The following is a 26,556-nucleotide window of genomic DNA, read 5'->3' as shown; positions in this document are numbered from 1 at the left end:
CAGGATGGAGGATCCACGCATGCACGTCGCGTTTCGCAGCGCACGCCCGCAGCTGTCGCTGCGCGCGCTGTTGATGCTCGGTGCGGCCACACTCATGGTCATCGTCGGGCTGCTGGCCATGCACACCTTCACCGCCGAACCAGCAGGGCACGGCTCACCCGGGCTCACCCACTCAACATCCTCAGCAGGCGACGAACACGTCACTGACGTGATGGGCAGCCCCGACAGCGCGGACACCGCCTGCGATGGGCCCTGTCACGTAAGCACCGGGACCGGCCAGGGCCACAACGACATGCTGGCGGCGTGCGTGCTCGCGCTGCTCGCTGGTCTCCTGCTGCTGCTTCCTCCGACGCTGGTCCACGGTCGCGGCCTGCCCCTCCACCGCGTGACGATCCCGGTTAGGTGGGATGCGACCGGTGTCCTTCCGCGGGCTCCTTCGCTCACGTTCCTTTCGATAAGTCGCACCTGAGTAGTCGCCGCCGATCCGAGCGGTCGGTTTCGCGGCGCCCCCTGGCGCCGTTACTTGCGCAACCCTCATACGACTTATCGAAGGAACAATTATGAACAAGAAGATCCCCCTCGCTGTCAGTACCGGCATCCTGACACTCGCGCTGGCCCTCAGCGGCTGCGCGGACAACAGCACCGCACCGTCCAGCGAGACCACCTCCCCGTCGCAGTCGTCGTCGGCCTCACAGGCGACTGAGGCGGATGAGATGTTCGTCACGATGATGATCCCGCATCACCAGCAGGCCATCGAGATGTCCGACATCCTGCTCGCCAAGGACGGCGTCGACGCACGCGTGGTCGAGCTCGCCGAACAGATCAAAGCAGCGCAGGGTCCCGAAATCGACAAGATGCTTGGATGGCTCGAAGACTGGGGCGTGGACTACGCCCCTGACTCCATGGGCGGTATGGACCATGGGTCAATGGGCGGTGACGACAGCATGATGTCGGAAGAAGACATGACCCTGCTGGAGAACGCAGATGCCGCCGAGGCCAGCCGTCTGTTCCTCGAACAGATGATCGTGCACCACGAAGGTGCCGTCGACATGGCGCAGACCGCCCTTGACGAGGCGCAGAACCCGGACGTCCTCGACCTCGCACAGCAGGTGATCGACGATCAGACCGCAGAGATCGCCGCAATGCAGGAACTGCTGGAACAGCTCTAGGACCCGGGCGGGCCGAGAAAACGTTCGGCCCGCCCTCACCTGCCACCTCTTTGCCACGCCCTCGACATCCATTACATGTCGGTGCGCTCCTGCCGCGCGCGCCGCGAAGTCAGGCCGTCCCGCGGCCGCCATCGGAAGCCTTCATGAAACGCTCACTCCTTCTCGCCACTGCCACGGTGACCGCCCTCGCCGTCATCGCCACCGGCTGCACCGCAACACCGCTCGGAAACCCCGACTCGGCACCCCGCATCGACCACATCCACGGCATCGCCGAAGACCCACGTGGCGATGACCTGCTCATCGCCACGCACAACGGCATCTTCACCCTCGACCCCGGCGGGAAGATCTCCGGCCCGATCGGCGGACACGATTTCGACGCCATGGGATTCACCGCCTGGAAAGACACGCTGTTCGCGTCCGGACACCCCGGGGAAGACACCCCGCCTGAACTGGGAGCCCCGAACCTCGGCATCATCCGCAGCGACGACTACGGGAACTCCTGGTCCCCGATCGCCCTCAACGGGACCACCGACTTCCACGTCCTGACCGCAGGACCCGACGGCGTCCTGTACGGCATCCCTTCCAGTCAGGTGAACCTACTCACCAGCACCGACGAGGGAAGCACCTGGACAGAGCGTGCACCCCTCGGCGCCGCTGATCTCGCCGCCACCGAATCCGGCGTGTACGCCGCCGCCGAAGAAGGCCTCCTCCTCAGCACCGACGGCGGCAACACCTTCACGCCCGTCGATGCGGCCCCTGTCCTGTACGCCCTGGAGGCGCGCACGGACGGCACCCTTCTTGGTGCTGGTACGGACGGCGTCCTGTGGTCACAGGACGAAAGCGGTGCCTGGCAGCAGCTGGAATCGCTGCGCGGCGCCGTGCAAGCCCTCTCCGTCATCGACGAGCGCATCATCCTCGTTGACGACCGTGGCATCGTCGAGATCTCCACAAACGGCACGACCGTCCTCAGCCCCGCCCAATAGGGGGGCGGATACCGACAAAGCCCCGCGCTCCAAGACTTCTCATGAACAAGCCCCAGAACCCATTGCGGAATCTCACGTTCTTCATCACAGCCGCGACGATCGCCGTCGCCCTCCTCGCCACCGACAGCTTCCTCACGATCGGAGCGATCTTCCAATGACCCGCGCCGGAACCCACCCGCTCGATCCTGTGCGAACGCATCGACGCCTCGTTCGCCTCGGGTACGTGCTCCTGGCCACGGGCCCGGTCCTCGCACTCGCGCACTTGCTGAGCGACACGCAATCGACCGATGCCGCCTGGTGGACCTACACAGTCGCCAGCTACGACATCGCGCTGATCATCGTCATGGCTGCCGTGGCATTGATCCTGCGGGATCCCCCGCCTGGGGGAACGGATCAGCGAGACACTGCGCCCTGAGCGTTGAGGCCGCATCACGGCTGGGGTTACCATGCCCTCCCGGGGTATTCAACGGGGTGCCGCAGGCGACACCGTGATCGTAGTTTGAGAGTTCCAGGACGACGAGAGGATTCGATCATGACTGTCGTGGCAGAAATGCTCCGCTCCTATCCGAAGGACCTCGGACAGGTCGACCAGAAGGCGCTCGTAGACTGTATCGAGGCCTGCATGGACTGCGCCCAATCGTGCACCGCATGCGCGGATGCGTGCCTGAGCGAGGAGATGGTCTCAGAGCTCACGAAGTGCATCCGCACGAACCTGGACTGCGCCGACCTCTGCGACACCACCGCGCGCATTCTGTCCCGACACACCGGCTACGACACCAACCTCACCCGGGCAGCCCTGGAAGCGTGCCGCACCGCGTGCGCGAGCTGCGCCGACGAGTGCGAGAAGCACACCATGCACGAACACTGCACCGTGTGTGCCGCGGCCTGCCGGCGATGCGAAGACGCGTGCGCCACGCTCCTCGCAACCCTCTGAACCGGACGCTCGTCAACCGCGCGACGCGCAACCAATCCAGACGAACAGGTGAATCACATGTCACAGGATGCCCATGAAGGAAGCGAACGACAAGCAAAGGACAAGAAGCACGGCTCGCTGAAGATGTACCTGCGTTTCGCGGCGATGATCCTCACCGGCATGGTCGTGATGTACTGGACGATGTTCGCCGGAGTGTGGGAATGGGGACACATCCGCTTCAGCGAGAGCCGCATATTCATGGCTCTCACCATGGGCGGCGCCATGGGCCTCGTCATGCTCGCCTGGATGCTGAACATGTACAAGAACACCAAAGCGAACATCGCCGTCGTCATCGTCAGCGTCCTCCTGCTCGGAGGCGGCGTCGCGCTCGACCGTAGCCAGATCACCGTCGACGACACCGCATACATGCGGGCCATGATTCCCCACCACTCCCTTGCGATCACCAGATCTGAACGAGCGCAGATTCAGGACATCCGGGTCTGCGAGCTCGCCGTCGGGATCAGCGAAGCTCAGCGGCGAGAGATCCTAGAAATGGACTGGCTGATCGACGATATTGAACGCAACGGACTCGCCACGACACCCGAGGACGCGCAGAACCGGCCCGTTCCCGACTTCGACCGGGTTGCCGACCGTGAATGCACCGACGACGAGTAGCGACGCCCGGGCGTGGCCCAGATGTCTGCGACGAGATAGTCACCGAGGTCCGCTGAAAGTCCCCACCACCGAATGAGTTTCGGAGAGCCACTGCGGCAGCTCGCCGTGAGACTCTAACCGAATCAGTCAGAAACGATGGGTTGCGCGACACCTGCCGTCGCCGTTCGCGAACGGACTGCGTGTGTCTCCGCGAGATCAGCCGGAAACCCTTGCCGTTTGGTGGTTATGACGAACGTTTGTGGCAGGCCTTCCGAGCCTTAGTTCTGGACCGCACCGGAAACGATCGTTTTCGGCGGCGTTCGCGCCTCGCACCAGGAGCTATCGCCGCTAACGTGCCCGCTTGACCTCCACGGGTGATACAACCAGGTGCGCTTTTCTGTCGGCGGCCGGTGTTGCTTCAAGGCACGCATCGATGGGTCGGTGTCCGGTCCAACCTCGCACCTGCAATTCTCCACAAATCTCTTTGAACCACATCTCCGACAGATCCCGAGCTTCGGAGTGAGAGAGTGAGAGAGTGGAGATGAGGCGAAACGGCAGAGCGGGCGCGATCCTCCTCTGCGCAATCGTGGCGGCATCAACATTCACAGGATGCGCTGTCGAATACCATGGTTATCCCAGCGCAATAGATGGTGTGCTCTGGCGACAAGTCGCATCCTTCGAAGATCCTTTATCCCAGCGTCTCTACAGTCCCCCGGTTGATGGTCCGACGGCTTACCTCGACACTCTGCCGGGCGCACGGTGGGATGGCGACGCCCGCTCAGCGGCTGAGTTCGAGATCGAGCAGGGCGGAATCGTCCTTTACGACATCTCGTCGACGGAAGCCTCCGCTCACGTGTCGGTGTTCATCGCCTCAGGACCACGACCGGCCATCCCGACCGATGATGGCCATGCCTACAACGGGCCAAGCGAGGTATATACCTGCTACGACGTGAGGGCCGATTTTCGCTCGCAGCCAATGCCGTCAGCAGAACGAGTGATCTCTACGAAGTGTCCAACGCCCCTCGTAGAACTCTTAGCCGAGGATGCCGCATTTGCTAGTGGTGAGGTGTTCGACGGATAGGCATCGACTGCTTCCGTTCCCCGGCGAGCGACAGGAGTTGCCGAAAGCGCCTGCCGAAACACGCTTCCGGCGAACGTTAGTGGCACCCGTTGAAGCGCTCGACACCTGACCTCACCGGAAACGATCGTTTACGGCAGGCCTGTCGATTGCGATCTTGAGATCTCGGCGGGGCTAATCCGTCGCTCTAGAGTTGTCCGAGCAACTGCACGAACTCGTCGGCCATGGCGAGTTGCTCCGTGAGTTTCCGGCGACGCTGGTCGGCGCCGTCACGGATGTCGTCGATCCGGGCGCGCAGCGCGATGTCGTCCGGGTCGATGGTGAGGGCGTCGACGACGCCGAGGAGTTCGCGCATCTCGTCGAGGGTGTATCCCAACGGTTTCATTCTGCGGATGATGAGGATGCGTTCGACGTCTTTCTCCGTGTACAGCCGGAACCCGCCCTCCGTGCGTGCGGACGGCTGCACGAGCCCCACGTCGTCCCAGTGTCGGAGCGATCGGAATGAGAGCGCCGTACGCTCGGCCACCTCGCCGATCCGCATCGTCTCGACGGTCACGTGTTCGTCTTCCGCTGATTTACCCACAACACTCACGTTACGTTAGAGTCTAGATCGGCGCGGCTCTCGCGCCCGCTCCCTTATCTTCCCGTGTCGGCCTGACCGACGCCTGCGCGCCGCTGCGCTCCCATTCGTTTCCCGCGCTCTCAGGAGAGAGCCCAACACCCGGAGGGCACATGACTGCCGTCACTCCCACCAGCGACTCCGCGTCGCGCTACCGTATCGAACCCACCGTCATGCAGGCGCTGCGCAGCCCGCGCCTGCTCACCCGGGAAGTCCTCGCCGGCCTCGTCGTCGCACTCGCCCTGATCCCGGAGGCGATCGCGTTCTCGATCATCGCCGGCGTCGACCCCCGTGTCGGCCTGTTCTCATCCTTCATCATGGCCGTCGCGATCGCCTTCCTCGGCGGACGCCCTGCCATGATCACCGCGGCCACCGGAGCAATCGCACTCGTCATCGCACCGGTGGCCCGCGAGCATGGCATGGACTACTTCATCGCCACGGTGCTCCTCGGCGGTCTCATCCAGATCGTCCTCGCGTTGCTCGGTGTCGCCAAGCTCATGCGATTCATCCCGCGCTCGGTGATGGTCGGCTTCGTGAACGCCCTGGCAATCCTCATCTTCACCTCGCAATTCCCGCAGCTCATCGGCGTCCCTTGGCTGGTCTACCCGCTCGTCGCAGTCGGTCTGCTCGTGATGTACCTCATGCCGCTCATCACGAAGGTCATCCCTGCGCCGCTCGTCGCGATCGTGCTGCTCACAGCGGCCGTGGTCGTCTTCGCCTGGAACGTCCCAAACGTCGGCGACCAGGGTGAGCTCCCGCAGAGCCTTCCCGAGCTGTTCATCCCGAACGTGCCGCTCACGTTCGAGACACTGCAGACCATCGCCCCCTTCGCGCTGGCCATGGCCGTTGTCGGCCTGCTCGAGTCGCTGATGACCGCAAAACTCGTCGACGACATCACCGACACCCACTCCCGCAAGACCCGCGAAGCGCTCGGCCAGGGCGCCGCGAACGTACTCTCCGGCGCGTTCGGCGGCATGGGTGGCTGCGCGATGATCGGCCAGACCATGATCAACGTCAAAGCCTCCGGCGCACGCACCCGAATCTCGACGTTCCTCGCCGGTGTCTTCCTGCTGGTCCTCGTCCTCGCGCTCGGCGACGTGGTGGCGATCATTCCCATGGCAGCGCTCGTCGCCGTCATGATCCTGGTCTCGATCGCGACCTTCGACTGGCACAGCATCCGCTGGGGCACTCTCAAGCGGATGCCGAAGAGCGAGACCGCGGTGATGCTCATCACCGTGATCGCGACCGTGTGGACGCACAACCTCGCCGTCGGCGTCATCCTCGGCGTGATCACCGCGATGATCATGTTCGCCCGCCGCGTTGCCCACTTCGTCAGCGTCACCCGCACTATTGACGATGACGCCTCGACAGCGCGCTACGCAGTCAATGGAGAACTGTTCTTTGCCTCCAGCAATGACCTCACGACCCAATTCGAGTACGCGGACGACCCCGACACCGTCGTAATCGATATGAGCCGATCGCACGTCTGGGATGCGTCCACCGTCGCCGCCCTCGACGCCATCGTTACCAAGTACGAGCGCCATGGCAAGAGCGTCACCATCGAGGGCCTCAATGACACCGCGGCAGCATTCCACGATCGCCTGACTGGGAACCTCGGCAACGGTCACTGACCCACATCAACTCAACTCTGGAAGTGATAGAGCGAACCGTGGGGCCGGGCGTCGGTCCATCAAACCCGTGGGGCAAGATGTAGAGGGGTCCCCTTCGCTCCTATGGTCAGATCAGGTCGCTCACCAGCTGTTCGATCCGGCCACGGATGTCGTCGCGAATGGGGCGCACCGAGTCGATGCCTTGCCCTGCCGGGTCGTCGAGCTTCCAGTCTTCGTAGCGCTTTCCGGGGAAGAATGGGCAGGCGTCGCCGCAGCCCATCGTGATGACGACATCGGAGGCCTGCACCGCTTCGGTGGTGAGCACCTTGGGCTGTTCGGCGGTGATGTCGATGCCCAGCTCGGCCATCGCGTCGACCGCGACGGGGTTGATCTGGTCGGCCGGCATAGATCCTGCCGAGCGCACCTCGATGCGGTCGCCGGCGATGTCGCGGAGAAAACCCGCCGCCATCTGAGACCGACCTGCGTTGTGGACGCACACGAATAGGACGGACGGCTTTGCAGTGGTATCAGTCATGGTGACTCCAGGGAGTGGGTAGCGGTCAGTTGAGGAGATCGTCGACGAGGGTGCGCACGCGGGCGGTGATGTCATCGCGGATGGCTTCAACGCCTTCGCGCGACGCGAGGGCGGGGTCGCCGACGGCCCAGTCGTCGTAGCGGACGCCGGGGATAATCGGGCAGACATCACCGCAACCCATCGTGATGACGACATCCGCGGCCCTGACGGCGTCGTCAGTCAGCGGCTTCGGGAATCGCTCGGCGGCCGCGTCTCCCTCGATCTCGGCGAGCAGGGATCGCACGTGCGGGTGGATCACATCCGCTGGGCTGGATCCGGCTGAGCGCGCGACGATTTTGCCGCCTGCAAGTTGGTTGACGAGTGCGGCGGCGAGCTGCGAGCGGCCGGCATTGGCGACGCACACGAACAGCACCTGCGGGAGTGCCGTGTCGCGGTCGCGGACGAGGTCGCTCAATCGCTGCCTAGCGAACCGCTCAGTAAGCGGGACCAGTGCCGACGTCACGCGGGCGGTGCGGGCGAGGGCTGTATACGACTCCCTCACCACAGTGAGCACAGCGGCATGATCGAGTTCGGGAGTCTCAGTCGCCAGCTCTTCCGCGAGGCGCGTGATCCGCGCATCGAAGTCCGTGCGGAGCTGGGCTTCGGATGCTCCATCGGGTTCAGGGAGATCGACCGTGGCCGGTGCGAATGAGTCGAGCAGCGTGGTGACGGCGCGGCGGCGGTTCGGGTTGATCTTGTACCAGACCCAGGTGCCGCGGCGCTCGGATGTCAGCACATCAACGTCCTTGAGGACCTTGAGGTGGTGCGACACCGTCGGCTGCGACACTTCGGCGAGCGCGGCGAGATCGCAGACGCAGGACTCGCCGCGCGGGTCGGAGGCGATCGCAGAGAGCATGCGCAGGCGCAGAGGGTCCGAGAGCGCCTTGAGCGTGGACGCAACTGACGACGCGGCATCCTGCCCGATCGCATGCGTGCTGGCTGGGCTGCATGTGTCGTCTGCAGTCAGGGTGACGTTCATGATGGCGTCCTTACCTCGTATGGATCGGTGTGGAACCAGCGCCTCGCCGCCCAGAGCGAGACGTAGACGAGGCTGACGAGCACGGGTACCTCGATCAGCGGGCCGACGACGCCTGCCAGGGCTTGACCGGAGGCTGCGCCGAACGTGCCGATGGCGACAGCGATTGCGAGCTCGAAGTTGTTGCCGGCCGCGGTGAATGCCAGGGTCGACGAACGTGCGTAGCCGAGGCCGAGCGCTTTGCCGGTGAAGAGCCCGATGAACCACATCAGGGCGAAGTACACCAGCAGCGGCAGTGCGATCCGCGCCACGTCGAGCGGGCGGGAGGTGACCTGTTCGCCTTGCAGGGCGAACAGCAGCACGATCGTGAACAGCAGCCCGTAGAGTGCCCACGGTCCGATCTTCGGAAGGAACTTCCCCTCGTACCAGTCACGACCCTTGCGACGTTCACCGATGAACCGGGATGCGAATCCTGCGAGCAGCGGAACGCCGAGGAAGATGAGCACGTTGAGGGCGATCGCCCCGACGGAGAAGTCCAGCCCTTGCGTGTCCAGTCCCAGCCATCCGGGCAGGACGCTGAGGTAGAACCAACCGAGCAGGGAGAAGGCCACGACCTGGAACACCGAATTGATCGCGACGAGCACGGCCGCCGCTTCCCGGTCACCGCAGGCGAGATCGTTCCAGATGACGACCATCGCGATGCATCGGGCGAGCCCGACGATGATGAGACCCGTCCGGTACTCGGGCAGATCGGGCAGGAACATCCAGGCCAGGGCGAACATCAGCGCGGGGCCGATCAGCCAGTTCAGCACGAGCGAGGAGATGAGCAGTCTCTTGTCGCCGGTGACCGCCGCGATCTTGTCATAACGGACCTTTGCGAGCACCGGATACATCATCACCAGTAGTCCGAGGGCGATCGGGATCGAGATCCCGCCGACCTCGAGGCTGGCCAGGAGGTCGGCGACTCCGGGGATGAAGCGGCCGATGAGGATGCCGCTGACCATGGCGAGACCGATCCAGAGTGGTAGCCACCGGTCGAGGGTCGACAGGCGACGTGCGGCAGGGGCGGTAGTGGGTACGGTTGCGATGCTCATGCGAGGAGCGCCTCCATCTTCTCTGCGATGCCGGCCTTCGGGTGAGCACCGATGAGCATGTCGACCCGTTCGCCTCCCATATAGAAGCCGAGTGTGGGGATGGAGGTGACGCCGACTGCGGTCACGACCTCGGGGTTCTGGTCGGCGTCGAGCTTGACGATCTTCACCCGGCCGTCGTACTCGGTCGCCAGCTGGTCCAGGATGGGCGCGACCTGCTTGCAGGGCCCGCACCAACTGGCCCAGATATCGACGACCACGGGTATCTCCGATTCGAGGACCTCGGCCTGAAAAGTGGCAACGGTGACGGTGATGGGCGCGCTCACGCGAAGACCTCCTCGGTCTCGGTCGATACTGGTGCGGCCTCGCTACGCGCAGTGAGGAAGTGCTGAGCGTCCTGTGCTGCGGCGCATCCGGCGCCTGCTGCGGTGATCGCCTGACGGTAGGTGTGGTCGACGAGATCCCCGGCGGCGAAGACACCCGCGAAGTTCGTGCGGGTGGAGGGGTGCTCGACGAGCACGTAGCCGTCGGCATCCGTGTCGACGGCTCCGCTGACGATCTCGGACCGCGGGTCATGACCGATCGCCACGAAGACTCCCATGGCCTGAAGCTCCCGCTCGACACCAGTGACAGTATCGCGCAGTGTGACCGCCTCCACCTTCTCGGCACCGACGAGACCCGCGACTTCACTGTTCCATGCGACTTCGATCTTGGGGTGGTCAAGCACCCGCTGCGCCATGATCTTCGAGGCTCGGAACTCACCGCGACGGTGCACCACGGTGACTTTCGACGCGAACCGGGTCAGGAACAGTGCCTCCTCCATCGCGGAGTCGCCGCCGCCGACCACGACGATCTCCTGCCCGCGGAAAAAGAACCCGTCGCAGGTGGCGCACCAGGAGACGCCGCGGCCGGTGAGGCGTTCCTCGTCGGGGATGCCGAGCTTGCGGTAGGCGGAGCCCATCGTCAGAATCACTGCGCGCGCGAGGAATGTCTCACCAGAGCCCGTCTCGATCGTCTTGACGGAACTCTCAAGGTCGACGCGGACGGCGTCGTCGAGGAAGATGCGGGCACCGAAGCGTTCGGCCTGCATGCGCATCGATTCCATGAGCTCGGGCCCCTGGACGCCGTCGATGAAGCCGGGGAAGTTCTCGACTTCGGTCGTGGTCATTAGGGCGCCGCCAGCAGTGACCGAACCGGCAAGGACGACGGGCTCCAGCCCGGCGCGGGCTGCGTAGACGGCCGCGGTGTACCCCGCAGGACCGGAACCGATGATGACCAGCTCAACCTCTTGTATCGACACACTTCTATATTGAGGTAGCTCAATATAGAAGTGCAAGCCGAGACTCGATTGTTCACCAAGATGTCATGCCAGCAATCGTCCCGACAGGTACCCGCGCATCACAGGTACCCGCATCGATCGGTCGCCGACACCGTCCGGAATCTCCTGCCAGAAACGTCCGCCGGATCCGCGTTCCGGTCGACTGTCGGCGGCGCTCGAAAACTGGACAGTTGCGGCGCTTGAAAAGTGAACACTCGACGATTGGAGTGTGATCACTTTGGAGGACTGGGCACTGATTCGCCGGCTTGCCGGGGAGGGTGTGGCGAAGGCGCAGATCGCGACGAGGTTGGGGATCTCGCGGACGACGGTGTATGCCGCGTTGGCGTCGGATTCCCCGCCGAAGTATGAGCGGACGGCGGCGGTGACGTCGTTCACGCCGTTCGAAGCGCGGGTGAAGGAACTGCTGCGGGAGACGCCCGAGATGCCGGCGACGGTGCTGGCCGAGCGGGTGGGCTGGACGGGCTCGATCCGCTGGTTCCGGGACAACGTGAAACGGTTGCGGCCCGAGCAGCGGCGCATCGATCCCGCGGACCGGTTGATCTGGGAACCGGGCGATGCGGCGCAGTGTGATCTCTGGTTCCCGCCGAGGAAGATCCCGCTCGAGGACGGGACAGTGAAGCTGTTGCCGGTGCTGGTGATCACGCCCGCGCACTCCAGGTTCACCGTCGGGCGGATGATCCCGACCCGCAAGACGGAGGATCTGCTGCTGGGGTCCTGGGAGCTGTTGCAGCAGATCGGCGCAGTCCCGCGGAGGTTCATCTGGGACAACGAGCCCGGGATCGGGCGCGGACCACGGCGGGCGGAAGGTGTTGCGTCGTTCATGGGAACGTTGGCGGCGAAGCTGGTGCTGTTGCCTCCCCGGGATCCGGAGTCCAAGGGGATCGTCGAGCGGCGCAATGGCTGGTTCGAGACCTCGTTCATGCCGGGCCGCTCGTTCGCCTCTCCGGGAGACTTCAACGAGCAGTTCACCGACTGGTTGCAGATCGCCAACGCGCGCACGGTCCGCACCTTGAAGGCGTCGCCGGAGCAGCGCATCAACGCGGACCGGGCTGCGATGCTGCCGCTGCCGCCGGTCCCGTTGCACCTGGGCTGGCGGAACAGGGTCCGGTTGGGGCGGGACTACTACGTCCGCGTCGACACGAACGACTACTCCGTCGACCCCCGCGCGGTGGGCCGGCTGGTCGATGTCGCAGCTGATCTGGACCGGGTCAGGGTCAGGGCCGATGGCCGCCTGGTCGCCGAGCACACGCGGGTTTGGGCGCGCGGGATGACGATCACCGACCCGGCTCACTTAGAGACCGCGAAGGTGCTGCGAGAGCAGTTCCGCGCCCCGCGCTCGGTCGCCGCGGGTGATGATCTCGTCCGTGATCTTGCCGACTATGACCGAGCCTTCGGCATCGGAGGCGGGTTCTGATGGCGACCACCCAGACCGAGACGGTCAAGCAGCTCACCTATCTTGCCGGCTCACTGAAGGCGCCGCGCATCCTCGAAGCCGCAGGCCGGCTCGCGGAGCAGGCGAGGGCCGCGGGCTGGTCTTTTGAGGATTACCTCGCCGCGGTGCTCGAACGCGAAGTGAGCGCCCGCAACGCTTCCGGCGCCCGCCTGCGGATCCGCGCGGCCGGGTTTCCCGCGGTCAAGACCATCGAGGACTTCGACTGGGACCAGCAGTCCGCCGTCCGACAGCAGGTCGCGAGCCTGGCCTCAGGGGCGTTCCTCCTCGAGGCCCGCAACGTGGTTCTTCTCGGGCCTCCCGGCACCGGGAAGACGCATTTGGCCACCGCGTTGGGCGTCATCGCCGCCCATCAAGGCCAGCGGGTTCTGTTCGCCACCGCCACCGAATGGGTCACCCGCCTGTCCGACGCCCACCGGCAAGGCCGCCTGCCGCAGGAACTGGCCCGGCTGCGCCGTTACGGGCTGATCATCGTCGACGAGGTCGGCTACCTCCCGTTCGAGCAGGACTCCGCGAACCTGTTCTTCCAGCTCGTGTCATCCCGCTACGAGCACGCCTCGCTCGTGCTCACCTCGAACCTGCCGTTCTCCGGCTGGGGCACAGTGTTCGGCGACCAAGTCGTCGCCGCCGCGATGATCGACCGCATCGTTCACCACGCCGAGGTAATCACCCTCAAAGGCGCCAGCTACCGGCTCCGAGGCCGCGGCATCGACAGCCTCCCCAGCACCCGCACCGACATCACCGACCCAGCTGACTAAACTGCCAGCAACCGTTCACAATTCGAACGCCGAAACCGTTCAGTTTTCGAGCGCCGCCGACAAGGTACCAAGCCACCGGCCTAACGTGCGCCCTGGGGAACGGTTCGGTTCAGCCTCCGGCTTGGCGAGTACTCGCCCAACTCTTTCTCAAGCCGCCGTAGCGCGCGACCGTGGCGCGTCCGCGCTGTGGATTCGTTCATGGAGAGGAGGCGTGCTGCCTCCGCGAGGCTAAATCCGTCCCAGTGAACAAGCATCATGAGTTCCCGCGATTTCGCGTCGAGCGCGACGACGGCTGCTCTCACGGCACGGGCGCGGATCTGAGCTTCTGCAACAGAATCCGCCGCGGTGGCGTGGGGTACAGACAGCGGTTCTGATGATGAGCCGGTACCGCGAAGTGGTAAGCGTCACGACCGCGGTCGCCAGCGGCCCTGAGCCAACCAACGCGGCTGTGCGAATCAGCGGCGAGTTGCGCGCCGCTTGCGCTGGCTGGGCAGGAAGCCGAGCGCCAGTGGAACAATGACTCCGAGGGCGCAGACGATGGCGATGATCGGGGTACCCATACGCCCGATCGACCCATGGATAGTGCGTCGTGGGTAGCGGAACGATGCGCCGACTTTTTCGGCGATCACGAGGCGGCTCCGCCGTAGACGATCGTGTACGGCAGACGCACGGTCGGCGGTCAGCGTGGTGAAGCAACGGACGCGTCGACGGCGGGCTTGCCGCCCTCGGTCTGCGCCTTGTCCGCCCGGGCGGCTGATTCAGGCGAGCGTCGACGGCTGATCTCGGCGGCATCCGAGATTGGATCGGCGTTGGTGGGTGCGAGAGCCAAGATGACGAGCACACCCGCGATGACGACGAGGCCGGCCCATCCGAGAGCGGTGAGACGCTCACCGACGATCAGGACGGCAAGGACTGTCGCGATAGCGGGTTCGGTGAGGGTGACGGTGGTGGCGGTGCTTGCTGACACTTTGGTGAGGCCGTATCCGAACAGCAGGTATCCGAGGAACATCGGTACGAGCGCCATATACGCGGTGACTGCAATGTTCTGACCGGAGTCGAGAAGCGAGGCGCCGGTGAGGACGAGGACCGGTATGAGGAGAAGGCCACCACCGCCGAATACGGCAGCCATTGATGCTCCTCGGCTGATGCCTCCGCTCATCAGCCGGTGTGATGCCCAGGAGTAGGTGGCGTAGGTGATGCCGGCTACCAGACCGAGCGCGATGCCCAGAACCGTGTCGAATGCCGAGCCGGTCCGGCCCTCGATCTTGGCTACGCACAGAAGCGTGCTGCCGATCGCTCCCAGCGCCGCGGCGAGCATCCACCATCGGCTCAGTGGTCGTCGATCCACAACCCTCTCCAGGATTCCGGAGGCGAGCGGAGCTGACGCGAGGGACACAACCGAGCCGACCGCGACCCCGGCGGAGTGCATGGAGCTATAGAAGGCGAGGGGATAGATCGCGACCGCGACCGCGCCGATGATCACAATCCATCGCTGGGCACACAGCGCCGTCCGCTCGGCTCGCAGCGCGGGCACGGCGATCACCGCCTGCAGGAGGCCACCGATACCCAACGCTGCCGACCCGATCGCGAGAGGACCCGCACCGGGTGCGAACGTCGCCGCCGTTCCGGTCGTGCCCCACAGCACTGACGTGACCGTGATCGCCGCAATTCCGACCAGACGCCCCCGGTTCACCGAGCGCCAATCATGCGGGCGGCGAGCTTCTTCGCGTGCTCCAGTCGATGAGAGCTGCTCTCGAGCCCGGCGCGCGCCATCGCACCCTCGAGAAGAAACGAGCAGTGCTCCGCCATCGCGCGAGCTTCAGACGGCGAGGTTAGTGCGCTCAGGTGATCGAACAGGATCTGCTCGACCTGCTCCTTGTGGCGTCGGACCGCATCACGACCGGGCGAGCCCACCGGCAGCTCAGCCGCAGCGTTCAACAGCCCGCACCCGCGGAAACCGTGGTCGTACCCCAGCTCCGCGTGATCGATGTAGGCATCGAAGACAGTGAGAACACTCTGCTTCGGATCAGCAACATCCTCGGCTCGCGATGTGTAGAGCGTTAGCCACTCCTCGTGGCGGGCCTCGATGTAGGCCAGCACCAGTTCGTCCTTCGATGTGAAGTTGTTGTAGAGACTCATCCGCGCCACCCCTGCCGCGGCGATGATCGCGTTGATCCCCGTGGCCGCGATCCCGTCCGCGTAGAACAGACGCGCCGCAGCGTCCAACAATCTCGTGCGTGCGGTGACCTCATCAGGCATGCGCCACCCCTCCCTAGGTAGACCAGTCTACCTAGAGCAGCTGCGTTAGCGGAGCTCGCGAGCCGCGGTCACCTAGCCTGCGAAGGAACCGCGCCCGTGGCGACTGTTCTCGTGGCTGAGGGGCCAGACCATGTTGCGGTGCCTTTCGGACCGTCACCCCACGATCTCTGCACCGCTCATGTGACGATCGAAGGGTGACCACCCCTCGATCCTCCGAACTCTCAGGGGTTCGGCGTGCCGACGCTGAACCCGGCTCAGGTGAGTTCGTCATCGATTTCTCAGGACTGACGCTGACGGAGAACCTGCTGCGACTCATCGCAAATGAGAAGGAGGAGTTCGAGGCAGTGCTGGGCCGGAAAGTCGACTTCCGTACTGCTTCTGACGTGAGAGTCGGCGGTTCGGTGTCGGGAGGCGGCTCTGGGCGCCCGCGCCGGGTGCCACTGCTTCCCGGCGTCGACCTGACGATCAGCACTGCGATCACGCACGACCGGCAGGGCAACCCGGTGGAGTTCCGCGGCATCCGGCCCGATGTTGCATGACTCCCGAGTGTGCGCGGATCCCTTCCACCCGCTCCCGCCCGGGGCGCTTCCGTCAGTTGTGGTTCGCCGAAAGCATCCGTCGGCATCAAGCACGTCAGTGACCGAGCCGGATGATCTCGCGGTGCTCCTTCCCTCCGACGTATGAGACGAGCTCGACGTCCGACACCACTTCGCTCACGCAGTGCTGGAACTCACGAACTCGCGCGGCCTCGATGGCTTGCCAATCCTCTCTCGCCAAGGTCTTGCCATAGACGACAGACATGTGAAAGGTCCACTCATCGACAGAAAGCTCGCCGAGCCGGCGAAAGTCAGTCGCATCCAGCATTTCGGTCAGAGACGTGGAGTTCCGCGGCATCCGGCCCGACCGCGACTGACGTCCCGTGTAGCGTCGGGTGTCAGAGTGTCGGCGAACAGCAGTCGGGGGTCGAGCATGCGTCGGTCGCAGGCGTTGTATGTCGAGGTGCTCATCCGAGCCGATGTGGAGACGATCTGGGCGCTGACGCAGGATCCAGACCTCCATCCGCGGTGGGACCTGCGCTTCAGCAGGATCGAGCCGACCGGCTCTGATTCGGCGGGCCGGTCGCGGTTCCGGTACGAGCGGGCCTTGCCGCTGCACGTGATCCGGGGCGAGGGCGTGTCGCTCGGAGAGAAGACCCGCGACGATGGCATCCGCACGTCCGCGTTGGCGTTCTCGACCGACGACCGCCTGTCGCCGTTGCGCAGCGGCCGCGGGTACTGGCGGTATGTGCCGACCGCCGAGGGCGTGCGATTCATCACCGGCTACGATTATCAGCCGGGCTGGGGACGGGTCGCCGATCTGGTGATGCGGCCGGCGATCCTCTGGATGACCGCATGGAGCTTCGACCGACTGCGCATCTGGGCCGAGCGCGGCGAAGAACCGAATCGGTGGCCCCTGCTGTCGGTCGTGTGGTTCTGGCATTCGGGCAGACCCCGCGCCTCGCGGTGTCGCACCGTCCCACCGCGTGACGGCGCGATGGCTGATGCTCCGCAGACGCTGCAGAAGGTCAGCGTCTCGTGAGCGGCACTCCGATGTTCCGGGCAGCGCTCGGAGACGAAGCCTTCGCACGTCTGCATCCCATGATGCAGCAGCGGTTCGGGGTCTCGGTGGCGAACGGCTACGGATGCGTCGGACGCGGGACCATGAGCCGAATCCGCCGAGGCCCATGGTGGACGGTTCCGTTTCTGCTGATCGGTCGGCTGCGCCACATCCTCGTCGCCGACACCGGCGCGAACGTGCCATTCGTCATCGAGAACTACCCGTACCTCGACCCGTACGGTCGAGAGACGGTGACGTTCGTTCGCGAGTATCGTGCGCGACGACGGCCGGCGCGGTTCGACGCGACGATGGTGCTCGACCCTGACCGTACGACGATCGTGGACTACCTCGGCACGCACCAGCACCTCGCCGTCGATCTGCACCTCGAAGTCGACGAGCACGGTGGCCTCGTTCTGCGGTCGGATGAGCAGCGCTTCTACGAGGGGCCCATCGCGTTCCGGTTCCCCATGCTGTTCTCGGGTCGCGCCGAACTCCACGAGCGCTACGACGAGGCTGAGGGCGCCTTCCACATCTCACTCGAAGTGCGAAACCGAATCTTCGGCTTCCTCTTCGGCTACGACGGCTGGTTCACGTGCGAGTTCCCGCCCGCGACCGATGCCCCGGACCGGCTGAAGCCACGACGACACGAGCGGCGGCTCTGACGCATCCAGACGGCGGTTGTCAAGGATTCGGCGGCCTGCCGTCCGCCTATGAAGTGAGCGAATTCAAGCCGATCGTCGCAGCACTTCGATCGCCGACGTTGAACGAGGGGGCGCTTCGGGGACAGCCGCCGCATACTGGATCGTTACTCTGAGCCCATGGGACGAACGACGAGAGCTGTCTCGGCCGCCATTGCGACTGCCTCGGTGATCGGGCTCTCGGGATGCGCGGGGATGGACAGCCTCATCTGGGGACAGGATGGTGCGACCACGATCTCGACCACAGAGAGGCTGATCGAAGCAGCCGCGCAGGGCGACGCGAGCGGCTTCGTGTGCAACGGAGCAGATCCCGAACTCCGAGAACCCGCGGACTGGGAAGGGCTCTCCGCCGAGGAACCCGAGAGGTTCGCTCCCGAGTACTGGGAACAGTTCGCTGCTCTCGATCCGCAGTGGAGCATCAATCTGTCGCTGCCCGAAGACCGCGTGGCCCCGGGCGTCGAGTACCCGGGCGACGTGTTCTACCGCGACACAGACGACGGTCTCTGTCTTGTGGCTGTCGCGTGGTGGACGGTGGAAGGGCAGCCGCCACCGTGACAGAGCGGGCGGACTACAACGCGGGCAAAGAGTCGTTCATCCTGGCGGCGGTCGAGAAGTCGACCGCCGCCCGCAGCGCTTCCGACCGGGACTGACGTCGGCTCATATCCGTAGCACGCCGCCGCGGCGGCGACGCCGCTCGTGAAGGGTGGACAGTCTCGGCGTGCGCCACTTCTGCTCGGCGTCCCACCAGGCCGGTCCGCGGATCTGCGGGAGGCCGCCGTTCATGCGGATCTCCCACCCCGACTGCCCGAGCGATCGGTGATGCCACCAGCAGAGCGGCACGCCGTTGTCGGTATGCGTCGGGCCGCCCCGGGCGTGTTCGACGACGTGGTGAATCTCGCACCAGGTCGCCGGGACATGGCATCCGGGAATCAGGCATTCCTGATCTCTGGCGACGATCGCCCGACGCTGGTGAACGGTGAACACGCGGTCGGTGGTCGTAATCCCCACGATGCGGCCTTCGTCGAACAGCACGCGCTGCACGGCTCCGGTGCAGGCGGTGTGGGTCGCGACGTGCAGCGGAACGGCGGTCTCGGATCCGGGCAGGGTTGCCCAGCCGGTGCCTGCCGCCAGATCTGCGGCGTCGACGTGCACGACCAGAGTCGGGGCTGCACCGCCGAGCGAAGGCATCTCGCTGTGTCGGGCGGCGATGCCGAGAGCGGCGGCGAGCGCATCGTGTCGCTTCTGCGCAGGGGTGCGCGGATCGATCACGTTGCGGGGGTCGGTGTTGAACTCGTCGTCGCTGGAGGGGTCGTCGTCGAAGGTGAAGCGGACGCCGGTGTCGGGAGCACCGCCGACCTTCGGGTTGTTGTAGGCGTCGTCAATGAGCTGGAACTGCGCAGCCAGCTCAGGGGTGAGGCCTCCCCGCACGGGGTGGAGACCGTCGCGCACCCGGCCGATCGTGAACCCTCGGCGCGCCTGCGCGCGCTGGTCTGACGGCTCAGCGCCGTCCGGGTCGAGGGCGATGGCGAGGGCGGACGCGAACTGCTTCAGGTCGTCTGCCGATGCTCGCGGCGCCTGCCCGCGATCATCGTGATCGGCATCGTCGTGGTCGCCGGGGAGGTTGTCACCGCGGGCGAACGCCGCGAGGTTGGCGTCGGCCCACATCCGCTGCTCGACAGTGATTCGATCCCGCCCGCTCTCCAGCGGCGCGACAGACGCCAGCAGACCGGCGACGCCGACGGCACCGTCGAGCAGCGCCTCGCGCATAGCGGGCCAGCGGGCCGGCATCCGCTCCCCCGACACCAGATTCGTCTCACGCTGCACCGCCTCCGCCGCCCGGATGATCCGCGCTGCGGAGGGCGCGTCGACCAGCACCGCCCGACGGAGCATCTCGTTCATGCCCCGGCATCCGAATCGATGACCGAATTCGGTGTCGGCAGTAGCCACCGTCTCGACGATGCCCGCATCAGCCAGCCGCGATATCTCCCCGAGGCCCGCGAGCGCTTCCGCGCGCTCCGCATCCGACAGCCCCGCAAGCGCGTCGCCCGACAGCAGATCGCGCAGGTCGGCAGCAACCTGAGCGAGTGCATCGGCGGGGCTGTTCATACCTCCATTCTGACGAGGGCCACCGACATTCACCCCGTCGTTTTCCCCAGATCAGAAAAACTTTCCGAGAAAGTTTTCCGGAAGCTGAGGAGACTCCCTGAGACGAGCTTTCGCACACGAGACGCCGCGCCGAGCGGGCTGTCTCATGCGGCCCGTCGCACCCGAAAGCGCCGGTCGCCCGGAAAGACGTCGCGCGGCTCGTCCATGACAGCGGACCACCGCGGGCTCAGCCGCGCAGCGCGAGCACGAAGGGCAGCACCTCGCTCGCCCCGGCCTGGCGCAGCTCGCGGGCCGCGACCGTGAGCGTCCAGCGGCTGTCGGCCTGGTCGTCGACGAGCAGCACAGGCCCGTCCGGCACGGCGAGCCCGTCGGCGCTGAAGCGCTCCCAGAGCCCGGCGAGACGGAACACGCTGTTGCCGCCCGGTTCACCGCTCGGCCCACCGTTCGCGACGTCGAGCGCCCCGATGTACGGCAGCCGGCCGATGCCCGCGATCCCCCGGGCCAGCGAGTCGACGAGCAGCGGCTTCGAGCGCGACGGCATCGCGACGACAGCCACCGGGCGCCGTTCCCAGCCCCACCCGGCCAGCACCCGCACGCACGCCTCGAGAATCTGCGGGGTGACCTCGGCATCCGCAGCTCCGGCGGCGAACAGCTGCCGCAGCGTGCCTCCCCAGCCCAGGTCGGTGAGCCGGGCCAGCGCGCGGCCCTCCCCCGCCTGCTCGTCGACGGGAATGCGTCCCTTCACCGGCACGCCAACCCGATCGCCGCCGGTGGGCCACTGCCGGCGCGCTTCGATCGGCACGCCGACGCGGTCGAGCGCGCCGGATGCCGCAGCTCCCGCATCCGAGCCGATCTCGGTCGGGAACCACGGCCCGGCGCAGTTGTCGCAGCGACCGCAGGGCGCGGCTGTGTCATCGTCGAGCGAGCGCTGCAGGAACTCCATGCGGCAGCCGTCGGTCTGCTGGTAGTCGAGCATGTGCTGCTGCTCGGCGCGGCGCTCGGCGGCGATGCGCTCGTACCGCTCGGCGTCGTACATCCACGGCTGACCGGTCGCGACCCAGCCGCCCTGCACCCGCCGCACCGCACCGTCGACGTCGAGCACCTTCAGCAGCAGCTCGAGCGGCGTGCGCCGGATGTCGACGATCGCCTCGAGCGCCGGGGTCGACAGCGGCTGGTCGCCCAGCGCCGCGATCACGCGCTCGGCGCGCTCACGATCGGGCATCGACGCGGTGGCGAAGTAGTGCCAGATGTCTCGATCCTCCGCGCCCGGCAGCAGCAGCACGTCGGCGCTGTCGCTGGCACGGCCGGCACGACCGACCTGCTGGTAGTAGGCGACCGGCGACGACGGGGCGCCGAGGTGCACGACGAACCCGAGATCCGGTTTGTCGAAGCCCATGCCCAGGGCGCTGGTCGCGACGAGAGCCTTGACCTCGTTGCGCTTGAGCATCCCCTCCGACTCCTCGCGCTCCTCGGCATCCGTCTGGCCGGTGTACGCGCGCACCTCATGCCCCTGCTCGCGCAGCAGCCGCGCGGTGTCGACCGCGGCCGAGACCGTGAGCGCGTAGATGATGCCCGAGCCGGGCAGGTCGTTCAAGTGGCTGAGCAGCCAGGCCAGTCGCTGCGCAGAGCCGGGCAGCTGCAGCACGCCGAGGCGGAGGGATGCCCGGGCCAGCGGCCCGCGGATGGTCAGCACCCCGGCATCCGCCTGCGAGGCGCCGCCGAGCTGCTCCGCCACATCCGCGACCACCCGGCTGTTCGCGGTCGCGGTGGTGGCGAGCACCGGCACCCCGGCTGGCATCTCGGCGATCAGCTCGCGCAATCGGCGATAGTCGGGACGGAAGTCGTGCCCCCAGTCGCTGATGCAGTGCGCCTCGTCGACCACGAGCATGCCGATCCGGCGCACCAGGGCGGGCAGCTGATTCTCGCGAAACGACGGGTTGTTCAGCCGCTCGGGCGACACGAGCAGCACGTCGACCTCATCGCGGTCAAGCCGCCCGATGACATCGGCCCACTCGTGCGCGTTGGTCGAGTTGATCGCCACGGTGCGCACACCGGCTCGCTCGGCCGCCGCGATCTGATCGCGCATGAGAGCGAGCAGCGGCGAGACGAGCACCGTCGGGCCAGCTCCCTGCCTGCGCAGCAGCAGCGTCGCGACGAAGTACACCGCCGATTTGCCCCAGCCGGTGCGCTGCACGACCAGCGCACGGCGGCGCCCGGCCACCAGCGCCTCGATCGCCTCGTACTGCCCGTCGTGGAACGTCGCGTCGGGGCGCCCGACCAGCTCGCGCAGCGCGGCGAGCGCGGCATCGCGGATGTCGGTCGAGGTCGTGGAGGTCATGCCCTCCACTCTGCCGCACCCCGCCGACACCACCGCGGTCCCGCCAACACTGCCGAGACGCGCCGAGACCCGCCGACACCAGCCTCGCTCGCCTACCGTAGAGGCATGATCAGCCGCGAACTGGCAGTCGCCCTGCGCGAGACGGGTCTCATCTGGCATCCGGCCAGCGGCGATCGCTTCGCCCTCGATCTGCCCGATGAGATCGAGCTGGAGGCCGAGGCCGACATCTTCACCGTCAGCGAGATGACGATCGAAGCGCGCACGACCCCGTCGGGCACCGACCTCGCCTTCAACGGCACCACCGAGTGGGCGCTCGACGCCGTGCAGCTGTCGGAGGCGGTCTGGCTGCCCAGGGAGGATCAGCTGCGCGAGCTGCTGCGCGGCACCTTCCGCACCCTGCAGCGCCTGCCCGACGCGTTCGTCGTCGAGATCGAGATCACTGGGGAGCGGATGCGCTTCGAGCATCCCGAACCCGCCGAGGCCTACGGTCGAGCCCTGCTCGCCCTGCTGCGCCGCGCGCGCTGACACCCGTCTTGCCCGCCCGACTCCGGCGTGCGAGAATTACCAAACGAACGGTCAGTAAACCGATGGAGTCGACGATGACCAGCCCCGCAGACCTCTCCCTCGTGCACGACGCACCCTCCGACGAGGAGCACAGCTTCGACGAGCTCGTGGCGAACGAGCAGCGCATCGAGCCGCGCGACTGGATGCCCGACGCGTACCGCAAGACCCTGATCCGGCAGATCTCGCAGCACGCGCACTCCGAGATCATCGGGATGCAGCCCGAGGGCAACTGGATCACCCGCGCACCCAGCCTGAAGCGCAAGGCCATCCTGATGGCGAAGGTGCAGGACGAGGCCGGCCACGGGCTCTACCTCTACTCCGCCGCGCAGACCCTCGGCACCACGCGCGAGGAGATGATGCGCCAGCTCATCGACGGCAAGGCGAAGTACTCGTCGATCTTCAACTACCCCACCCCCACCTGGGCCGACATGGGAGCGATCGGGTGGCTCGTCGACGGCGCCGCCATCGTCAACCAGGTGCCGCTGTGCCGCGCCTCGTACGGCCCGTACGCGCGGGCGATGGTGCGGATCTGCAAAGAGGAGTCGTTCCACCAGCGGCAGGGATTCGAGATCCTGCTCACGCTGATGCAGGGCACTGACGAGCAGCGCGAGATGGCGCAGGATGCCGTGAACCGGTGGTACTGGCCGAGCCTGGCCATGTTCGGCCCGCCCGACGACCAGTCGCCGAACTCCGCCCAGTCGATGAAGTGGAAGATCAAGCGCTTCTCGAACGACGACCTGCGCCAGCGCTTCGTCGGGATGCTCGTGCCGCAGGCCGAGATCCTCGGGATCACCCTGCCCGATCCCGACCTGAAGTGGAACGACGAGACCCAGCAGTACGACATGGGCGAGATCGACTGGGACGAGTTCTTCGAGGTGCTGAAGGGCAACGGCCCGTGCAACGCCGAGCGCCTCGAACGTCGCCGGACGGCGCACGAGGACGGCGCGTGGGTGCGCGAAGCGGCCACCGAGTACGCCCGGAAGCATGCGTTGCGAACGGAGGTCGCGTCATGACCGAGCAGACCCCCTGGCCTCTCTGGGAAGTGTTCGTGCGCGCCAACCGGGGACTCAGCCACGTGCACGTCGGATCGCTCGTGGCTCCGGATGCCGAGATGGCCGTCCGCAATGCCCGCGACCTCTACACGCGCCGCGGTGAGGGAGTGTCGATCTGGGTGGTTCCGGCGGATGCCATCACCACCAGCGACCCGGACGCCAAAGACGCTTACTTCGAGACCTCCGAGGGCAAGAACTACCGGCACGCCGTGTACTACACGGCGTCCGAGGGGGTGCCGCACCTGTGACCGACGACGTCCATGTCTCCGTCGCGGAGCTGCACCTGGCATCCGAACTCGCCGGCGGCGACACTCGCGCCGCTTCGGCGGATATCGCCGAGTACGCCCTGTGGCTGGGCGATGACGCGCTGATCCTCTCGCAGCAGCTCGGCGCGTGGATCTCGCGCGCCCCCGAGCTCGAGGAGGACGTCGCGCTCGGCAACATCGCCCTCGACCTGCTCGGCCACGCGCGCTCGCTGCTGCGCTACGCCGGATCGTGGGACGGACGCACCGAAGACGACCTGGCGTACTTCCGCGACGAGCCGGAGTTCCGCTGCGCGTGGATCGTGCAGCAGCCGAACGGCGATTTCGCGCAGACCATCGCACGCCAGCTGGTCGCGTCGACGTACATGTACGAGCTGTATTCGGCGCTGCGCGGATCGACCGACGAGACCTTCGCCGCGATCGCCGCGAAGTCGCTGAAAGAGGTCGACTACCACCGCGACCACGCCGTGCAGTGGGTGCTGCGCCTGGCCGGCGGCACCGTGCTCTCACGCGAGAAGATGATCCGGGCGCTGGCGGATGTGTGGCCGTACGTCGACGAGCTGTTCCGCGACGAGCCGCTGATCGACCGGCTCGACGGCGTCGCCGCGCGCCCCTCGACCCTGCACCCCGGCTTCGACGCTGTGATCGACACGGTCTTCGCCGAGGCCGAGCTCGTGAGGCCCGACGCGAAGGCATCCCGCGCGGGCGGCCGCCACGGCTCGCACGCCACCCCGTTCGGTCACCTGCTCGCCGAGATGCAGGTGCTCGCCCGACGGCATCCGGGGGCGACATGGTGACCACCACCGAACGCACCGGCCGCGCCCGCGCCCTCGCGGCCGCCGTCGCCGACCCCGAGATCCCTGTGCTCAGCATCGCCGACCTCGGGGTGCTGCGCGACGTGCGAGTCGACGGCGAGCGCGTCGTGGTCGACATCACCCCCACCTACTCCGGATGCCCGGCGATGGACGCCATTCGCGACGACATCATCCTCGCGCTGACCGCCGACGGGTTCGCCGACGTCGAGGTGCGTCTCGTGCTCTCCCCCGCCTGGACGAGCGATTGGATGAGCGAGGACGGCAGGCGCAAGCTCGTCGAGTACGGCATCGCCCCGCCGTCCGGCCGCGCGGCCCATCGCGAGGGTCCCATCCGCGTGACACTTGCGGTGAAGTGCCCCCGGTGCGGCTCCCTCGACACCCGCGAGGTGTCGCGCTTCGGCTCGACGTCGTGCAAGGCGCTGTTCGAGTGCCGCGCGTGCCTCGAGCCCTTCGACCACTTCAAGGTGATCTGATGGAGGCGATCTGATGCCGCTGTTCCGGATGCCCGCTGCCACGGTCGACGACGAGAGCGCCCCGCACCGGGCGGGTGACCGCCACCGCGCCCGGTTCCGCACCCTCACCGTCTCGGACGTGCGCCGGCTCACCGATGACGCGGTCGAGGTGACCTTCGCCGTGCCGGCCGATCTCGCCGACGACTACGCCTACCTGCCCGGGCAGTACGTCGCGCTGCGCGTGCAGCTGGACGGCACCGAGGTGCGCCGCTCGTACTCGCTGTGCCGTCCGCCGGCACCGGTGCGCGACGGCGCGACCAGCCTCAGCGTCGCGGTCAAGCGCGACGAGGGCGGGCTGTTCTCCACCTGGGCGCAGACCGAGCTGACCCCCGGATTCCAGATCGATGTGATGAGCCCGCAGGGCACGTTCACATCAGGGCTCGAGCATCTCGACGGCGCGCACGTCGTCGGCATCGCGGCAGGGTCGGGCATCACGCCGATGATGGCGCTCGCGCGCACCCTGCTCGCGGCATCCGACAGCACGCGCTTCACGCTGCTGTACACGAACAGGTCGACCAGCGACGTGATGTTCCTCGAGGACCTCGCCGACCTCAAAGACCGCTACCCCACCCGACTCGTGCTGCATCACGTGCTCTCCCGTGAGCAGCGCACCGCCCCGGTGCTCTCGGGCCGCATCGACGAGCAGAAGCTGCGCACCATCCTCGATTCGCTCATCCTGCCGTCGACGGTCGACGAGTGGTTCCTCTGCGGGCCGTTCGCGCTCGTCGACCTGTGCCGTGAGGTGCTGGCCGAGCGGGGCGTGCCGAACGAGCACGTGCGGTTCGAGCTGTTCACCACCGGCGATGCCCCCGCCGAACGCGGACCGCGCCGGGTCGAGGTGCGGGCGGGTGAGAAGTCGTACCGCATCGAGGTCAACCTCGACGGCGTCTCATCGACCGTCGAGAGTCCTGTCGACGCACACGAGTCGGTGCTGAACGCGGCGCTGCGCGTGCGACCGGATGCCCCGTTCGCCTGCTCGGGAGGGGTGTGCGGCACGTGCCGGGCGCGGGTGCTCGAGGGCAGCGTGACGATGACAGAGAACTACGCTCTCGAACCCGACGAGATCGAGCGCGGATACGTGCTGACCTGCCAGTCCCACCCCACCAGCGACCGTCTCGTCGTGGACTACGACGTCTGAG

At 66.6% G+C, this 26,556-nt stretch carries 31 protein-coding genes; 19 read left to right on the top strand and 12 right to left on the bottom strand.

Annotated elements, in window-relative coordinates:
* Nucleotides 1–19 precede the first annotated feature (19 nt).
* The 6 genes from AB0O65_RS03015 to AB0O65_RS02990 all read left to right on the top strand — a co-directional run bounded on the left by AB0O65_RS03015 (nucleotide 20) and on the right by AB0O65_RS02990 (nucleotide 3,740).
* Nucleotides 20–469, top strand: a complete 450-nt coding sequence (locus AB0O65_RS03015; RefSeq protein ID WP_363382963.1) for a DUF6153 family protein — start codon at nucleotides 20–22, stop codon at nucleotides 467–469.
* 91 nt (nucleotides 470–560) lie between these two features.
* On the top strand, nucleotides 561–1,169 hold the full coding sequence (locus tag AB0O65_RS03010; protein ID WP_363382961.1) for a DUF305 domain-containing protein: 609 nt from the start codon (nucleotides 561–563) through the stop codon (nucleotides 1,167–1,169).
* Nucleotides 1,170–1,312: 143 nt separating this feature from the next.
* Nucleotides 1,313–2,152: a F510_1955 family glycosylhydrolase gene (locus tag AB0O65_RS03005; protein ID WP_053548208.1), complete on the top strand. Its 840-nt coding sequence runs from the start codon at nucleotides 1,313–1,315 to the stop codon at nucleotides 2,150–2,152.
* Between the two features lie 223 nt (nucleotides 2,153–2,375).
* Nucleotides 2,376–2,567, top strand: a complete 192-nt coding sequence (locus tag AB0O65_RS03000) for a hypothetical protein (RefSeq protein WP_236967381.1) — start codon at nucleotides 2,376–2,378, stop codon at nucleotides 2,565–2,567.
* Nucleotides 2,568–2,684: 117 nt separating this feature from the next.
* A complete protein-coding gene (locus tag AB0O65_RS02995; RefSeq protein ID WP_053548210.1) occupies nucleotides 2,685–3,086 on the top strand; it encodes a four-helix bundle copper-binding protein in 402 nt (133 codons plus the stop codon).
* A gap of 57 nt (nucleotides 3,087–3,143) precedes the next feature.
* Complete coding sequence (locus AB0O65_RS02990) at nucleotides 3,144–3,740, top strand: DUF305 domain-containing protein (RefSeq protein WP_363382959.1); 597 nt, start codon at nucleotides 3,144–3,146, stop codon at nucleotides 3,738–3,740.
* A 1,244-nt stretch (nucleotides 3,741–4,984) separates the two neighbouring features.
* Here AB0O65_RS02990 and AB0O65_RS02985 read toward each other — a convergent pair.
* Nucleotides 4,985–5,353, bottom strand: a complete 369-nt coding sequence (locus AB0O65_RS02985) for a MerR family transcriptional regulator (protein ID WP_313477554.1) — start codon at nucleotides 5,351–5,353, stop codon at nucleotides 4,985–4,987.
* Between the two features lie 176 nt (nucleotides 5,354–5,529).
* On the opposite strand from AB0O65_RS02985, the gene AB0O65_RS02980 reads away from it, so the two are divergent.
* The gene (locus AB0O65_RS02980) at nucleotides 5,530–7,047 is read left to right on the top strand and encodes a SulP family inorganic anion transporter (RefSeq protein ID WP_363382956.1); all 1,518 of its coding nucleotides are present in this window, start codon (nucleotides 5,530–5,532) and stop codon (nucleotides 7,045–7,047) included.
* Nucleotides 7,048–7,153: 106 nt separating this feature from the next.
* On the opposite strand, the gene AB0O65_RS02975 is transcribed toward AB0O65_RS02980, so the two are convergent.
* Genes AB0O65_RS02975 through trxB form a run of 5 tightly spaced genes read right to left on the bottom strand, consistent with a single transcriptional unit; the run spans nucleotide 7,154 to nucleotide 10,967 of the window.
* Nucleotides 7,154–7,561 carry an arsenate reductase ArsC gene (locus AB0O65_RS02975; protein WP_313478083.1) on the bottom strand — a complete coding sequence of 136 codons (408 nt, stop codon included), beginning with the start codon at nucleotides 7,559–7,561 and terminating at the stop codon, nucleotides 7,154–7,156.
* A 25-nt stretch (nucleotides 7,562–7,586) separates the two neighbouring features.
* Entirely contained in the window at nucleotides 7,587–8,579 is a 993-nt protein-coding gene (locus tag AB0O65_RS02970; RefSeq protein WP_313477551.1) for a metalloregulator ArsR/SmtB family transcription factor, read from the bottom strand.
* On the bottom strand, nucleotides 8,576–9,670 hold the full coding sequence (arsB, locus tag AB0O65_RS02965) for an ACR3 family arsenite efflux transporter (RefSeq protein ID WP_025104930.1): 1,095 nt from the start codon (nucleotides 9,668–9,670) through the stop codon (nucleotides 8,576–8,578). Before arsB ends, AB0O65_RS02970 begins: the two co-directional genes overlap by 4 nt.
* Nucleotides 9,667–9,993, bottom strand: coding sequence for a thioredoxin (trxA, locus tag AB0O65_RS02960; protein WP_363382951.1), 327 nt, complete (start codon nucleotides 9,991–9,993; stop codon nucleotides 9,667–9,669). The genes arsB and trxA overlap by 4 nt, the downstream gene beginning before the upstream one ends.
* Nucleotides 9,990–10,967, bottom strand: coding sequence for a thioredoxin-disulfide reductase (trxB, locus tag AB0O65_RS02955; protein WP_363382949.1), 978 nt, complete (start codon nucleotides 10,965–10,967; stop codon nucleotides 9,990–9,992). Before trxB ends, trxA begins: the two co-directional genes overlap by 4 nt.
* A 247-nt stretch (nucleotides 10,968–11,214) precedes the next feature.
* On the opposite strand from trxB, the gene istA reads away from it, so the two are divergent.
* Nucleotides 11,215–12,420, top strand: coding sequence for an IS21 family transposase (gene istA / locus AB0O65_RS02950; protein ID WP_071644251.1), 1,206 nt, complete (start codon nucleotides 11,215–11,217; stop codon nucleotides 12,418–12,420).
* Nucleotides 12,420–13,214 (top strand): IS21-like element helper ATPase IstB, encoded by a 795-nt coding sequence (gene istB / locus AB0O65_RS02945; RefSeq protein WP_071644253.1) that lies wholly within the window; start codon nucleotides 12,420–12,422, stop codon nucleotides 13,212–13,214. Before istA ends, istB begins: the two co-directional genes overlap by 1 nt.
* 80 nt (nucleotides 13,215–13,294) lie before the next feature.
* On the opposite strand, the gene AB0O65_RS02940 is transcribed toward istB, so the two are convergent.
* From AB0O65_RS02940 to AB0O65_RS02925, 4 genes are all read right to left on the bottom strand, one after another.
* Nucleotides 13,295–13,516: a sigma factor-like helix-turn-helix DNA-binding protein gene (locus AB0O65_RS02940; protein ID WP_363382945.1), complete on the bottom strand. Its 222-nt coding sequence runs from the start codon at nucleotides 13,514–13,516 to the stop codon at nucleotides 13,295–13,297.
* 153 nt (nucleotides 13,517–13,669) lie between these two features.
* Nucleotides 13,670–13,843 (bottom strand): hypothetical protein, encoded by a 174-nt coding sequence (locus AB0O65_RS02935; RefSeq protein WP_363382943.1) that lies wholly within the window; start codon nucleotides 13,841–13,843, stop codon nucleotides 13,670–13,672.
* Between the two features lie 50 nt (nucleotides 13,844–13,893).
* Nucleotides 13,894–14,907 (bottom strand): EamA family transporter, encoded by a 1,014-nt coding sequence (locus AB0O65_RS02930; protein ID WP_363382940.1) that lies wholly within the window; start codon nucleotides 14,905–14,907, stop codon nucleotides 13,894–13,896.
* A complete protein-coding gene (locus AB0O65_RS02925) occupies nucleotides 14,904–15,473 on the bottom strand; it encodes a helix-turn-helix domain-containing protein (protein ID WP_363382938.1) in 570 nt (189 codons plus the stop codon). Before AB0O65_RS02925 ends, AB0O65_RS02930 begins: the two co-directional genes overlap by 4 nt.
* Nucleotides 15,474–15,667: 194 nt before the next feature.
* Between AB0O65_RS02925 and AB0O65_RS02920 the strand changes: the two genes are divergently transcribed.
* The 4 genes from AB0O65_RS02920 to AB0O65_RS02905 all read left to right on the top strand — a co-directional run bounded on the left by AB0O65_RS02920 (nucleotide 15,668) and on the right by AB0O65_RS02905 (nucleotide 18,322).
* On the top strand, nucleotides 15,668–16,012 hold the full coding sequence (locus tag AB0O65_RS02920; RefSeq protein WP_363382935.1) for a hypothetical protein: 345 nt from the start codon (nucleotides 15,668–15,670) through the stop codon (nucleotides 16,010–16,012).
* A 181-nt stretch (nucleotides 16,013–16,193) separates the two neighbouring features.
* Nucleotides 16,194–17,051: an SRPBCC family protein gene (locus AB0O65_RS02915; protein ID WP_363382933.1), complete on the top strand. Its 858-nt coding sequence runs from the start codon at nucleotides 16,194–16,196 to the stop codon at nucleotides 17,049–17,051.
* Between the two features lie 11 nt (nucleotides 17,052–17,062).
* The gene (locus AB0O65_RS02910; protein WP_363383521.1) at nucleotides 17,063–17,731 is read left to right on the top strand and encodes a DUF4166 domain-containing protein; all 669 of its coding nucleotides are present in this window, start codon (nucleotides 17,063–17,065) and stop codon (nucleotides 17,729–17,731) included.
* 156 nt (nucleotides 17,732–17,887) lie between these two features.
* On the top strand, nucleotides 17,888–18,322 hold the full coding sequence (locus AB0O65_RS02905) for a hypothetical protein (RefSeq protein WP_363382931.1): 435 nt from the start codon (nucleotides 17,888–17,890) through the stop codon (nucleotides 18,320–18,322).
* A 102-nt stretch (nucleotides 18,323–18,424) separates the two neighbouring features.
* Here the strand turns inward: AB0O65_RS02905 and AB0O65_RS02900 are convergent, their stop codons facing one another.
* Together AB0O65_RS02900 and AB0O65_RS02895 are read right to left on the bottom strand one after the other, a co-directional pair.
* Entirely contained in the window at nucleotides 18,425–19,873 is a 1,449-nt protein-coding gene (locus AB0O65_RS02900) for a DUF222 domain-containing protein (RefSeq protein ID WP_363382928.1), read from the bottom strand.
* 226 nt (nucleotides 19,874–20,099) lie between these two features.
* The gene (locus AB0O65_RS02895; RefSeq protein ID WP_363382926.1) at nucleotides 20,100–22,211 is read right to left on the bottom strand and encodes a DEAD/DEAH box helicase; all 2,112 of its coding nucleotides are present in this window, start codon (nucleotides 22,209–22,211) and stop codon (nucleotides 20,100–20,102) included.
* Nucleotides 22,212–22,316: 105 nt separating this feature from the next.
* Here AB0O65_RS02895 and AB0O65_RS02890 point away from each other — a divergent pair, with 105 nt between their 5' ends.
* The 6 genes from AB0O65_RS02890 to paaE all read left to right on the top strand — a co-directional run bounded on the left by AB0O65_RS02890 (nucleotide 22,317) and on the right by paaE (nucleotide 26,555).
* Nucleotides 22,317–22,736 carry a pilus assembly protein CpaE gene (locus AB0O65_RS02890; RefSeq protein ID WP_363382923.1) on the top strand — a complete coding sequence of 140 codons (420 nt, stop codon included), beginning with the start codon at nucleotides 22,317–22,319 and terminating at the stop codon, nucleotides 22,734–22,736.
* Nucleotides 22,737–22,810: 74 nt separating this feature from the next.
* Nucleotides 22,811–23,788, top strand: a complete 978-nt coding sequence (gene paaA, locus AB0O65_RS02885) for a 1,2-phenylacetyl-CoA epoxidase subunit PaaA (RefSeq protein WP_313477536.1) — start codon at nucleotides 22,811–22,813, stop codon at nucleotides 23,786–23,788.
* A complete protein-coding gene (gene paaB, locus AB0O65_RS02880) occupies nucleotides 23,785–24,075 on the top strand; it encodes a 1,2-phenylacetyl-CoA epoxidase subunit PaaB (protein ID WP_363382919.1) in 291 nt (96 codons plus the stop codon). The genes paaA and paaB overlap by 4 nt, the downstream gene beginning before the upstream one ends.
* Nucleotides 24,072–24,887, top strand: a complete 816-nt coding sequence (gene paaC, locus AB0O65_RS02875) for a 1,2-phenylacetyl-CoA epoxidase subunit PaaC (RefSeq protein ID WP_191711994.1) — start codon at nucleotides 24,072–24,074, stop codon at nucleotides 24,885–24,887. The genes paaB and paaC overlap by 4 nt, the downstream gene beginning before the upstream one ends.
* Entirely contained in the window at nucleotides 24,881–25,378 is a 498-nt protein-coding gene (gene paaD, locus AB0O65_RS02870; protein WP_071643501.1) for a 1,2-phenylacetyl-CoA epoxidase subunit PaaD, read from the top strand. The genes paaC and paaD overlap by 7 nt, the downstream gene beginning before the upstream one ends.
* Before the next feature lie 28 nt (nucleotides 25,379–25,406).
* A complete protein-coding gene (gene paaE / locus AB0O65_RS02865; protein WP_363383519.1) occupies nucleotides 25,407–26,555 on the top strand; it encodes a 1,2-phenylacetyl-CoA epoxidase subunit PaaE in 1,149 nt (382 codons plus the stop codon).
* Nucleotide 26,556: the final 1 nt, after the last annotated feature.

This window comes from Microbacterium sp. NPDC077391 (genome assembly GCF_040686955.1).
Lineage (GTDB): Bacteria > Actinomycetota > Actinomycetes > Actinomycetales > Microbacteriaceae > Microbacterium > Microbacterium commune.
This window is presented reverse-complemented; position numbering and strand designations above follow the sequence as displayed.